This is a genomic window from Singulisphaera chitinilytica, assembly GCF_049331405.1.
In the GTDB taxonomy this organism is placed as follows: Bacteria; Planctomycetota; Planctomycetia; order Isosphaerales; family Isosphaeraceae; genus PoT.
On record NZ_CP186274.1, the window covers coordinates 3920053 to 3931656 of the forward strand.

At 63.2% G+C, this 11604-nt stretch carries 10 protein-coding genes; 7 read left to right on the forward strand and 3 right to left on the reverse strand.

All coding sequences use genetic code 11. The features are described from left to right. Positions 1-99: 99 nt before the first annotated feature. Positions 100-2895, reverse strand: a complete 2796-nt coding sequence (locus ACOYYX_RS15860) for a valine--tRNA ligase (RefSeq protein ID WP_422930884.1) — start codon at positions 2893-2895, stop codon at positions 100-102. A gap of 217 nt (positions 2896-3112) precedes the next feature. Then, positions 3113-4708, reverse strand: coding sequence for a citramalate synthase (gene cimA / locus ACOYYX_RS15865; RefSeq protein ID WP_422930885.1), 1596 nt, complete (start codon positions 4706-4708; stop codon positions 3113-3115). A 183-nt stretch (positions 4709-4891) separates the two neighbouring features. Between cimA and ACOYYX_RS15870 the strand changes: the two genes are divergently transcribed. The 7 genes from ACOYYX_RS15870 to ACOYYX_RS15900 all read left to right on the forward strand — a co-directional run bounded on the left by ACOYYX_RS15870 (position 4892) and on the right by ACOYYX_RS15900 (position 9973). After that, the gene (locus tag ACOYYX_RS15870) at positions 4892-5578 is read left to right on the forward strand and encodes a uracil-DNA glycosylase family protein (protein WP_422930886.1); all 687 of its coding nucleotides are present in this window, start codon (positions 4892-4894) and stop codon (positions 5576-5578) included. 191 nt (positions 5579-5769) lie between these two features. Next, on the forward strand, positions 5770-6201 hold the full coding sequence (locus tag ACOYYX_RS15875) for a BlaI/MecI/CopY family transcriptional regulator (protein ID WP_422930887.1): 432 nt from the start codon (positions 5770-5772) through the stop codon (positions 6199-6201). Positions 6202-6619: 418 nt separating this feature from the next. After that, positions 6620-7909 carry a M56 family metallopeptidase gene (locus tag ACOYYX_RS15880; protein ID WP_422930888.1) on the forward strand — a complete coding sequence of 430 codons (1290 nt, stop codon included), beginning with the start codon at positions 6620-6622 and terminating at the stop codon, positions 7907-7909. 260 nt (positions 7910-8169) lie between these two features. Further along, positions 8170-8613, forward strand: coding sequence for an Hsp20/alpha crystallin family protein (locus ACOYYX_RS15885; RefSeq protein ID WP_422930889.1), 444 nt, complete (start codon positions 8170-8172; stop codon positions 8611-8613). Positions 8614-8647: 34 nt separating this feature from the next. Continuing rightward, complete coding sequence (locus ACOYYX_RS15890; RefSeq protein ID WP_422930890.1) at positions 8648-9085, forward strand: Hsp20/alpha crystallin family protein; 438 nt, start codon at positions 8648-8650, stop codon at positions 9083-9085. A gap of 135 nt (positions 9086-9220) precedes the next feature. Next, complete coding sequence (locus ACOYYX_RS15895) at positions 9221-9700, forward strand: Hsp20/alpha crystallin family protein (protein WP_422930891.1); 480 nt, start codon at positions 9221-9223, stop codon at positions 9698-9700. 90 nt (positions 9701-9790) lie between these two features. Continuing rightward, positions 9791-9973 carry a hypothetical protein gene (locus ACOYYX_RS15900; protein WP_422930892.1) on the forward strand — a complete coding sequence of 61 codons (183 nt, stop codon included), beginning with the start codon at positions 9791-9793 and terminating at the stop codon, positions 9971-9973. 74 nt (positions 9974-10047) lie between these two features. Here the strand turns inward: ACOYYX_RS15900 and cobA are convergent, their stop codons facing one another. After that, the gene (cobA, locus tag ACOYYX_RS15905; RefSeq protein WP_422930893.1) at positions 10048-11586 is read right to left on the reverse strand and encodes a uroporphyrinogen-III C-methyltransferase; all 1539 of its coding nucleotides are present in this window, start codon (positions 11584-11586) and stop codon (positions 10048-10050) included. Positions 11587-11604: the final 18 nt, after the last annotated feature.

The following is an 11604-nucleotide window of genomic DNA, read 5'->3' on the forward strand; positions in this document are numbered from 1 at the left end:
AGGCCGGCGACGAGGTTGCGGATCGGATGCGGAGGAGCGATGCCCCTCATCGACTGATGATAAGGGGCCGCGCTCGACCCGTCAACGCGACGAAGGCGTTCACGACTTCACTTCGTACCTGGCCAGCAGGGCCAGGACTTCCGCCCGCCTCGACTCGAGCTCCGTTTCCTTGGCACGCTGCTGCTCCACGAGCGAGGCCGGGGCCCGGCTCACGAATGACTCGTTCTGCAACTTCGAGCGGACTGAGGCGAGCTGCTTCTCCAGGTCGGTGAGCTCTTTCCGAAGCCTCGCCGCCTCGGCCTCGCGGTCGATCACGTTCTCGAGCGGCAGGATCACCCGGCCGTAAGGACGTACGGCCACCGCACTCCCCTCCGCAGGCTCGGCATGCTCGACGATCGTCACCGAGGCGGCGTTCGGCAGATCGCGGATGAACGCCAGGCCCTGATTGAAGGCCGCGGCGTTCGCACCGCTGCCTTCGACGATCGGCTCGATCTTGGCGTCGCGAGGGACGTTGTGCTCAGCTTTCAGGTTGCGGATCGTCCGGATCAGATCCTGCCAGAGGGCCACGGTTTGCGAGGCTTCCGGGTCAGACAGCGTTGCAGGGAACGTGGGCCAGGGGGCAACGCAAACGCTCTCCGCGGACGAGGCGAGCGGGATCCCTCGCATCGGGGCGACCGATCCCAGGGCCTGCCAGACTTGCTCCGTCACGAACGGCATGATCGGGTGCAGGAGCCGGCAGAGGCCGTCCAGGACGGTGGCGAGCACACGCTGGGCCAGGGGTTTCGAGGCCGAGTCGCGGAGCCTGGCTTTGACGAACTCGAGATACCAGTCGCAGAAGTCGTCCCAGGTGAACTCTCGGAGACCCTTGGTCGCCTCGGAGAAGCGGAAGACTTCGAGATGCTCGGTCGTCAGGCGTGCCGTCTCCTCGAGCCGGCTGAGGATCCAGCGGTCCTCGACGGCGAGATCGGCCGGGTTGACCTCGGCGGGCTCGTAGCCCTCGAGGTTCATCAGCACGAGGCGCGCGGCGTTCCAGAACTTGTTCGGGAACGTCCTGCCCTGCTCGAATCGTTCGGAGGTGTTCACCTCGCGGCCGTCGGGGAGCTTCGCCTTGTCCACGGGCATCCGGAGGTCCTGCGTCTCCGTGGCGGAGATCGCCAGGGTGAATCGCAGGGCGTCTGCGCCGTAGAGGTCGATGATATCCACAGGGTCGATGCCGTTCCCCTTGGTCTTCGACATCCGCTCGCCCTTGCCATCCTGGATCACCGGATGGATGAAGACGTCGCGAAAGGGGATCTCGTCTCGGTTGAAGAGGCCGAACATCACCATCCTCGCCACCCAGAGCGTGATGATGTCGCGAGCGGTGGAGAGGACGCTCGTCGGATAATACTTGGCGAGCTCGGGAGTCTCCTCGGGCCAACCCAGCGTGGAGTGCGGCCAGAGGGCGGAGCTGAACCAGGTGTCGAGGACGTCGGGATCCTGCTCGAGGTGCAGCCCTGCACCAAGTGCATCCTCGCCGAGATCCGACTCGGAACAGACGAGCCATCCCCCTGCCTCGGCCTTACGCCAGACCACGTCGTCTCGTCCGGAGAAGGCGCGTTCGAGGTCGGCTTCGGTGGCGTCGGGGCAGTGCCAGATCGGGATACGATGCCCCCACCAGAGTTGGCGGCTGATGCACCAGTCGCGCTTCTCGCCGAGCCAGTCGAGATAGCTCTTGGCGTAACGCTCGGGGTGGATCTTCACCCGCTCGCTGGTCACGGCATCCATGGCGCTCTGGGCGAGGGTGTCCATCCGCACGAACCACTGGTCGGAGAGGTATGGCTCGATCGGGGTCTTGCTGCGGTCGGAGATTCCCACCCGGTTGGCGTGGGGTTCCACCTTCACGAGCCAACCCTGGGCCTCGAGGTCGGCGATCACCCGCTTGCGCACTACCTTGGTGTGCAGGCCCTCGTAGTCGCCGGCCTCGGAGTTGTAAGTCCCGTCAGGGTTCAGCAGGTTGATCATCGGCAGCTTGTGCCGAAGACCGGTCTGGTAGTCGTTCGGGTCGTGCGCGGGGGTCACCTTCACGCAACCGGTGCCGAATTTGGGGTCGACGAGGATCGCGTCGGCGATGATCGGGATCTCTCGGCCGGCGAGGGGGAGGGTCAGCGTCCGGCCGATCAGGTGCTTGTAGCGCGGGTCCTCGGGATGCACCGCCACCGCCGTGTCGCCGAGCATCGTCTCGGGACGCGTGGTCGCCACGTGCAGGGCCTCGCCGTCGGCGGAGCCCGTCACGGGGTACTTGATGGTCCAGAGGTGGCCTTGCACATCTTCATACTCGATCTCGTCGTCGGCCACCGCCGTGCGGAGGTGCGTGTCCCAGTTCACGAGACGCTTGCCGCGATAGATGAGGTCGTCCTTGAAGAGGCGGAAGAACGTGGTGCGCACGGCCCTGGCGCAGATCGGATCCAGGGTGAAACGGGTCCGCTCCCAGTCGCACGAGCAGCCCATCAGCCGCAACTGGCCCAGGATTCGAGCCTCGTACTCGTTCTTCCAGTCCCAGATGCGCTTGACCAGGGCTTCGCGGCCGAGGTCGTGGCGAGTCTTCTTCTCTCCCTCGAAGAGACGCCGCTCCACGACGGCTTGCGTCGCGATGCCGGCGTGGTCGGTGCCCGGCATCCAGAGGGCGTCGAAGCCTTGCATCCGCCGCCAACGGATGAGGATATCCTGGATCGTATTGTTGAGGGCGTGCCCAAGGTGCAGTGCGCCCGTCACGTTCGGCGGGGGGATGACGATGGTGTAAGGAGGCTTGGAACTCGTCGGATCCGCGTGGAAATAACCTTTTTCCAGCCAGAAATCGTACCAGCGCCGCTGGGCGGCCTGGGGATCGTATTGCTTGGGAAGTTCGGCGAGACTCATGCGAAATCCGATAAGAAAGTATGTCGAAAGGGAATCATCAGAGGATCCGACAGGTCCTCGGATTGAGTATAGGGAGATGCACGACGCGGCGGTCCTGCATCGAAGTCGGCTGATGCGATCGCGGACGCATTGGCCGTGGTGTTTATGTCAAGCCGGGCGTCGGAGGGAGAGTCGGGCCGGCCTCGCACGACCAGACCAACTCCTCACAACGACTCGCTCACGAGGTGACGAGGGCGGCTCCGACTCCCGATCGCCGGGCGTCCTTGGCGAGCTTGTGCTCGAAGGCGTCGACCAGGGCGAGCCAACTCGCCTCGATGACGTTCTCCGAGACCCCGACCGTGCCCCAGACGGAGTCGTTGTCCTTGCTCTCGATGACGACGCGGACCCGGGCGGCGGTCCCTTCGCGACCGTTGATGACGCGGACCTTGTAGTCGACGAGTTGCATCTCGCGGAGACAGGGAAAATGCGACTCGAGGGCCTTCCGCACGGCACCGTCGAGGGCGTTGACCGGGCCGTCGCCTTCGCTCACCGTGTGCTCGAGAACCTCGCCCACGCGGAGTTTGACCGTGGCCTCGGTCACCGCATGCCCCACGGACGAGCCCGAGACGCTGACGTGATAGCCGAGCCGTTCGAAGCTGGGGCGGTCTCGGCCGGCGAGTCGTTCCACCAGCAAGACGAACGAGGCCTCGGCCGCCTCGAACTGGTAGCCCTCGTTCTCGAGGTCCTGGATCCGATCGAGGACCTTCGCGAGGAGTTCATTGTCCTGCTCGAGCCCGTGCTCGCCGAGCTTCTCGGCGATGTTCGACTTGCCCGACAACTCACTGACGAGGACCCGACGCTCGTTGCCGACGAGGCTGGGGTCGATGTGCTCGTAGCTCACGGCATTCTTGCGGATGCCGTGGACGTGCATGCCCCCCTTGTGGGCGAACGCGCTGGTGCCGACGAACGGCTGCCCCGGGCGAAAATTCATGTTCGCCGTCTCGTAGACATAGCGCGAGATTTCGGTCAGGTGCCTCAGCTTGTCCTCGGCGATGATCTCGAAGCCCGAGAGCTTGATTCCGAGGTTGGCGATCACGCTGCAGAGGTCGACGTTGCCGCAGCGCTCGCCGATCCCATTGATCGTCCCCTGGACCTGCGTTGCCCCCTGATAAACGGCGGCGAGGGTGTTCGCCACCGCGAGGTCGCAGTCGTTGTGGGTGTGGATCCCGATCGGGACGCTGACGTTGGCGCGGACGTCGGCTACCGCCTTAGCGACTTCTTCCGGGAGCGTCCCGCCGTTGGTGTCGCAGAGGACGATCCAGGCGGCGCCGGCGGCCGCCGCGGCCTGGATGGTCTTCAGCGCGTACTCGGGGTTACGCTTGTAGCCGTCGAAGAAGTGCTCGGCGTCGTACACGATTTCGGAGACGTGCGAGGCGCAGAAGGCCACCGAGTCGGAGATCATCCTCAGGTTCTCTTCGAGCGAGACCCCGAGGACTTCCTGGGCCTGGAAATCCCAGCTCTTTCCAACGATGGTGACGACGGGGGTCTCGGCCGCCACGAGTGCCTTGAGGCCGGTGTCGTCCTCGGCGGAGATCCCCTTGCGTCGGGTCATGCCGAACGCCGAGACGCGGCTGTGGCCGAGGTCCAGGTCGCGGACGGCCCGGAAGTAGGCGGCATCCTTGGGGTTTGAGAGCGGGTAGCCCCCCTCGATGTAGTCGATGCCGAGCGCATCGAGACGCGCGGTAATCAGCAGCTTATCCTGGAGCGAAAAGTTGACGCCTTCTCCCTGGCTGCCATCGCGCAACGTCGTGTCGTAGGTCGCAATTCGCGTCATGACGCACTCACCTTGCCGCCCGAAGGAATCCCTCGGACTTTGGAACCCTCTCCGCGTTATGATCTTAACAAAAAGGTCGGCCCCGGCGACACACTGGACACACCATACCGGACCTGGTTCGCCCATCGACACATCGGCGTAGCCGGGTCGGCGGTCCGATTCTCAGATTGAGGTCCGATTCTCATGCCGTCACTCGAAAAGCTGATCGAAGCGATCCAAAATGAGGCAATTCGAGAACCCTTTCCGGTCGACACGTCCGTTTACGAAGCTGCGGAAAAAGATCCGAATGCGCCGATCCTCTATGCGGGCTCGCTCGACTCTCCCGTTTGCGTCTTCGCGAGAGACCTCGGCAAGGACGAGGTCGCGGCGGGTCAACCTTTGATCGGTGCGGGTGGTCGGCTCGTGCGGACCGGGGTCTACGTGGCCGAATTCGGCAAGGTGCCCCCGAAGTCGGATAAAAAGCTCGAATCCGTGCTCGATCATATCCTTTTGACCAACACCGTCCCCTACAAGCCCCCGGGAAATAAGGCCTACACCAATGCGGTGAAAGAACGCTTCCGCCCCTTCATCGCCGCGTTCTTGGCGGGTTTCTGGAAGGGGAACTCGATCCTGACGCTGGGAACCGAGGCCTTCGAGTGGTTCGAGCCCTATGCCGATCCGAAGGAGATCGCTGCATTCTGGGAGCGAGAGGATCGCTATGAATCCGAGTTCGAATGCAACCTCAAGGCGAACGTCGAAGGTGCTGCCGTCGAGAAACGGGTCACCCTCATGCCCCTGCCGCACCCCTCCCCCCTCAATCGGCGCTGGTATCCGAAATTTCCCGAACTCCTGGAAAAACGCTTGTCCGGCGCCAAAAAAAAGGCATCCTGAGAGAGTGCGAGTGAGAGTGGGTCGCGTCGACATGTGCCTCCGCCCGCGAGGTTTCAAAGCGACGTTCGGTATGGGATATGCTCCCGTCAGGCAGATCGTGAAGGATTCCGATAACCTTAGGGTTGCTGAGGGCCAAAGCAATTGTTAGGTTACGGAAATGATCATTCTCATTTTACTGGAGGAGGGGCGTCGTGCGCAAAGTTCAAATGGTGACCGACCGTGAACTGGAGATCCTGAAGATCCTCTGGGTTCGAGGCAAGGCGAGTGTTCGCGAGGTCCAGGACGACCTGAACAAGACGGCCGGCCCGGTGGCTTACAGCACCGTGCAGACCTTGCTGAACATCATGGAAGATAAGAAGGGTCTCGTCCGCCACGTCGTGGAAGGGCGTACCTTCATCTACATCCCCAAGAAGTCGTCCGATCGCACGATTCGCGAGCTGACCAAGCGATTCGTCGACCGCGTCTTCGATGGTGCCCTCGATCGCGTGATGGTCGCCCTGCTGGATTCGAAGTCGCCGACTCCGGAAGAATTCGACCGGTTGCGTGCGATGATCGACGAGGCCGAGCGTATTTCGGCCACGCGAGTTGACACGCCCGAGGCGCTGCTGCTCGATGAAGCTTGAGGGCATCAGAGGCCAGTCGGGTCGTTCGGAAAACTTCGCCCTTTGGGCCAATTGGGCTTCGGATTTCGTGCCAAGTCCTCGGAGAGATTGCGGCGGCCGTCGAGTGGCCGATCCTCGCTCCGTTCGGCCGTCGCTTCTTCCCTTCGTCCGTCATTGAACGCTACAACTCGCTTCGCGGTTCTGATCATCGAAAGGCCCTGCCATGGGCACTTGGGTCGATCGTTTCGGCTTGAAGCTGCTTGATGCAGGCTTCGCCGTCACGCTCTTAACCGGTGCTTTTGCCCTGGCAATGATGGCCTGCCGTCAACCCGCGCGCCGGATCTCGTTGGCTCGCGCCGCGATCATCGGTGCCTTGGTCATCTTCCCACTCTCGACGCTGTCTCCGCTGCCAAGGATTGAGCTCCGTCGTGTCTTTGAGATGTCCATTCTCAAGGATCACCCGCTCCTGCACGTCCTCGACGCGCAGGCATCCCCTCCCCCCCGCAGTCGGCTCGATACGTATCCAAGAGTGTGGGTGATCAAGGTCGGTCATCTCGTAACCGAAAGTCACGTCTCTCGCTTGTTTACGTTTGTTTATATCGCCGGTGTGAGCTGCACGCTCGGGTGGCTCCTCTTCGGTTACTGGGGCATCGGCTGGTTGGCGAGGAGGTCGGCGACCCCCTCGGCAGCTACGCTCTCGCTCTACGCCTCTGTCGTCGATACCGACGACGGCATACGTCGCCCTGCCCTTCGGATCACGACGAGGGTCCGTCGGCCCGTCATCCTCGGTCTCTTCCGCGAGACGATCCTCATCCCCGAGTCGCTCGACAACCCATCGATGTCGGATCAGCTCCGGCTGAGCCTCTTGCATGAGCTCGCCCATTCCAAGGGTCGCGACCCATGGTTCAGCCTGGCGAGCGAGTTTGCCCAGGCCCTCTGGTTCTTCGTCCCGACGATTTGGTGGATCCGGGCCCAGATGCGGATCGACCAGGAGTTCCTCGCCGACCGGCATGCGGCGAGCGGCTTCGGGCAGAACCCCAGCTATGCCTCATCGCTCGTCAATCTCGCGGCGCCCGCGAAGGCGTTGGCGGGGCCGGCCACAACCGCGGGCACGGCCGCGCTCCAGGCTAAGCCGATGGCTGCGGCGATGACGGGATCCGCGTTGTTCCAACGGATTCTGATGCTCATCCAGTGCCCCTTCCCCGTCGAATCCAGGCCGCCTCGATGGTGGGACATGCTCCTAGCGTGTGCCCTGATCGGTGGGATCCTCGGGACGACGAGCCTCTCCTTCCAACTCACCCGCAACCCCATGGCGACGACTCAGATCTCGCCGAAACCGTCTCAACCTCTCAATAAGTACAAAATCAACAAGCTCACGGTGAAGCCCGACCCTAGAGATACGAGGGGCCGAGGTACGGTCACGGAGCTTCCATTCCGCTTGCCTGAGCGCTTCCATTTGTTCTTCGAGCTTTGGGGCAGTCACGAATCCATCGAGAACGTTCATGCCCTAGGGATTCCCCTGCATGTCATGCAACCTGTCGTGAGCCCCGGTGCAGCGATCGAGGAATGGCATCCTGTAAACATCATTCGCGATGAGCAAGGGTTGACGGTGCATGTGGGGGCTGAGCAAATCATCGTCGACCCCAGCTTACCTCTCACTCGATGGCTAAGCTTCGAGACCCCGCCCAATACCGTCACGCACATCGAAAACCTGATCGTTACGTGGTGAACCCTGCTGTCATTTTGGCAGAACGCGTTCTCTGCTGCCATCATCTCTTCTTGTGTGTGCCAAATTGACAGGGTGCTGCTCGGCATGACTAGCAGGCTCACAAAATCCCAAGAATCATCTTGTGGTCTAACAGTTTGTTATTGAAGGATTTGCGGTGGCAGTCGATTTGAATATCGTCCACGAAGATGGATTCTGGCACGTCCCCTGCTCATATCTCCTAGAGCCATTAACTCCGGCCACATGCGTGGGGAGACGGACATATGAGTGGTATGAACTGGCAGGATCGCCGCTGGGATCCGTTCCGTGACCTCCAGCGCGAGATGGGTCGAATCTTCGAGACGCTCGAACCCTTCCAACCCTGGCGTCTCGTCCGCCAATTCCCGGCGATCAATCTGTACGACGTGGGCGATCACTACGTGCTCTCGGCACAGCTCCCCGGCATGACGGCAGAGGACCTCGACCTCTCGATCACCGGCGAGACCCTGACGATGAAGGGGGACCGCAAGCGAGCCGAAGGCGTACCCGATGAGAGCTTCCGTCGCCAGGAGCGGCAATTCGGCCGCTGGATGCGCTCGATCGCGCTCCCCGACCGCATCGACGGGTCGCAGGTCACCGCCTCGTTCGCGCACGGGATCCTGACGATCAAGCTACCGAAAGCCGAGAGCGCGAAGCCGAGGCATATCTCCGTCACCGTCGCCGGCTGATTCCAATCCCCCCGGAAACGAGAGCGAGGGACCCATGAGCACCGAGAACCGCCCCATCCACGTGGCTGTGGATCGCCCTCAGAGCGAAGAGCCGGCGCATCCCCCGACCATGTTGCCGCCTCAGCCCGAGGCGTCGCGATCGAAGGTCTGCCTGACGCCCCTCATCGACATCCACGAAGGTCCCGAGGGCCTTATCCTCGAAGCCGACCTGCCGGGAGCGAGCGAGGACGGAGTTCGCATCCAGTTAGAGCATAACGTCCTGACGCTCCACGCCAGGGTGACGTCCCCCGTGCCCGAAGGGGCCCTGCCCCTGCACGAGGAGTATCACCAGGGGGACTTCCAGCGCTCGTTCATCCTCAGCGACGAGGTCGAGCGCGAGCGGATCACGGCGGAATTCAAGAACGGCGTCCTCCGCCTGACCTTGCCCAAGGCCGAGCGGGCCAAGACGCGACGGATCGAGATCAAGTCGTAATTTCATGAAGGCGCGACGGAGTGATTCTCTCGCGTTTTCGAGGGGCGAGGCCCAAGAATTCAGGCCTGGACCGAATACGTTCCAGGGTGCTCCAGTTCCAAGGCTCAGCTTCCCAAGCACAGAGGTAAACGTTCCATGGGACGACCTATGACCGGGCGACGCGATCTCACGGCCCCGCTGAACCTGATCCAGAGCGAGCTCAATCGGTTCTTCGAGGAATACTGGAACCCGGCCCGCATCGGTCCGGCGGCCGCCTCGGCGCCAGTCGACGTCGAGCCGACGGCCTGGAGCCCGGCGATCGACATCTTCGAGACGCCGCAAGAGATCGTGGTCTTCGCCGAACTCCCGGGCGTCGAGCCGACCTCGATCGATTTGTCGCTGACGGGGAACGTCCTGTCGCTTCGAGGCGTCAAAGTGGCGGAACCCAACGAGTCAGACGGCCCGGTCCGCGAGCGACGCTTCGGCGCATTCCATCGCCAGTTGACCCTCTCCGAGCAAGTCAACTTCGACGCGGCCCAGGCCGAGGCACGTCACGGCGTCCTTAAGATCCGGCTCCCCAAGAAGGAAGCCGCGATCCCCAGGACGATCCCCGTCCAGGTGATCGGGAATCCGTGAGCCAAAGTCCTGGCGCCCCGTCCGGCTCCGTATGGTAAATTGAATCTAGTCTGACGATTAACCCGTCTCGTCACTTGGAGCAATCGGACGATGGAGCTCCCCAAGCTGCTTTGTTACACCGCGATGGGCATTGCCGGCCTCACGGCCCTGATCTTCATCCTCGACGCGGCCGTGGGAGTCTTGGGGCGGAACATCCTCCTCGACGTCCTCTTCATCTTCGGTGCCGCGTTGGTCCTCTGGCAAGGGTTCGAGACGAGCCGAGAGCTTCGCTGAGTTCGCGATCCCTTGGGCCCGATCATCCCGTCGGCCGGTATTTGATTACATATGCGCATCCGAGGACGCCGCCTTCACGGGCGGCGTTTCTCGTTGATGGCGGAGGCCTGGACAATCGCCTCTACCAGGCCGTCCCACGTGTATTGACTCGCCTCAGCGGCAACTGACCAGCCTAGCTTCGAAGCCGTCTCCGTCGTCACCGGGCTGAGACTGGCGAGCTTGATCGTTCGGCCGATGCGTTCGCGAAGCTCTGGGCCCAGCACCTCGTGGAGCCGCCCGGTGATGGCGGAACTCGTCAAGGTGATCCAGTCGATCGACCCGTCCACCAGTCGCGCCATGACCGATTCGGGAAGCCGATCGGCATCGACGTTCTGGTAGACGGCAATCTGCTCCACGTCTGCCACCTTGAGGAGTTCCTCCTTGAGGACGACCCGACCTCGGGTCGCGCGAGCCAGTAGGACGCGGGTCCCTCGCACCCGCTCGGCCAGCGCCTCGGCCAGAGCCTCGGAACGGAAGCTCTCCGGGACGACGTCGGCCCTGAGGTAATATCGACGCAGGGCCTCGGCCGTCGCGGGGCCGATGGCGGCAAACTTCATGTGGCCGACGGCCCGGAGGTCCAGGTCGAGGGCCTCGATCCGGTCAAAGAAGGCTTGGACCCCATTCACCGAGGTGAAGACCAGCCACTGGAACTCGGCCAACCTGGCGATGGTGCGGTCGAGCTCACTGAAGTCGTCGAGCGGCCGGATCTCCACCGTGGGAGCGACAAGGACCTCGGCACCGAGCCTCTCGAGCACCTTGGCCGAAGTCCTCGCGCTATCCTGGGGCCGGGTGATCAGGATCCGTTGACCGAAGAGCGGCAGGTCTTCGAACCATTGAAGGCTCGGCCTTCGATGCACCACGTCCCCCACGACGAAAAGTGCCGGCGGGCCGAGACCCGCTTCCTTGACGAGGGCCGGCAGGGTCGCGAGCGTCCCGGCGACCGTGCGTTGCCCGGGGAGCGTCCCCGACTCGATCAATGCCGCCGGCGTACTGTCGGGCTTGCCGTGCTTGACGAGGGTGTGGCAGATCGCCTCGAGCCGGGTTACCCCCATGTAGATCACGAGGGTCCCCGGGAACTGGGCGAGGGCCTGCCAGTCGAGCCGGCCCCCTTCGGCATTGGGGCCGTTATGCCCCGTGATGAATGCGACGGCCGAGGCCGAGTCGCGATGCGTGATCGGGATCCCGGCGTAGGCCGTGACTCCGACACCCGCCGTGACGCCCGGGACGACTTCGAAGCGGATGCCGGCGGCCCTCAAGTGTTCGGCTTCCTCGCCACCACGGCCGAAGACGAACGGGTCGCCCCCCTTGAGGCGGACGACCCGCTTTCCTGCCCTGGCATGCTCGACGAGGGTCTCGTTGATCTCGGATTGCGACAGCGTGCAATGGCCGATCGACTTCCCCGCGCAGATTCGGAGTGCCTCCGGCGGGGCGAGATCCAGGAGGCGAGGGCTGGCCAGGTGGTCGTAGACCACGACCTCGGCCCTCGCGAGTAACTCCTCACCTTTGCGAGTGAAGAGCCCGGGATCTCCGGGCCCTGCACCGACCAGATACACGACGCCTTGATCAGTGCTCATTCGGGTTCACTTCGCAAA

What these genes read in the sequence shown, in the direction of transcription:
- ACOYYX_RS15890 (WP_422930890.1), top strand. Translation starts at nt 8,648, where the DNA reads ATGAGCACCGAGAACCGCCCCATCCACGTGGCTGTGGATCGCCCTCAG.
- cobA (WP_422930893.1), bottom strand. Translation starts at nt 11,586, where the DNA reads ATGAGCACTGATCAAGGCGTCGTGTATCTGGTCGGTGCAGGGCCCGGA.
- ACOYYX_RS15895 (WP_422930891.1), top strand. Translation starts at nt 9,221, where the DNA reads ATGGGACGACCTATGACCGGGCGACGCGATCTCACGGCCCCGCTGAAC.
- ACOYYX_RS15885 (WP_422930889.1), top strand. Translation starts at nt 8,170, where the DNA reads ATGAGTGGTATGAACTGGCAGGATCGCCGCTGGGATCCGTTCCGTGAC.
- ACOYYX_RS15900 (WP_422930892.1), top strand. Translation starts at nt 9,791, where the DNA reads ATGGAGCTCCCCAAGCTGCTTTGTTACACCGCGATGGGCATTGCCGGC.
- cimA (WP_422930885.1), bottom strand. Translation starts at nt 4,708, where the DNA reads ATGACGCGAATTGCGACCTACGACACGACGTTGCGCGATGGCAGCCAG.
- ACOYYX_RS15870 (WP_422930886.1), top strand. Translation starts at nt 4,892, where the DNA reads ATGCCGTCACTCGAAAAGCTGATCGAAGCGATCCAAAATGAGGCAATT.
- ACOYYX_RS15880 (WP_422930888.1), top strand. Translation starts at nt 6,620, where the DNA reads ATGTCCATTCTCAAGGATCACCCGCTCCTGCACGTCCTCGACGCGCAG.
- ACOYYX_RS15860 (WP_422930884.1), bottom strand. Translation starts at nt 2,895, where the DNA reads ATGAGTCTCGCCGAACTTCCCAAGCAATACGATCCCCAGGCCGCCCAG.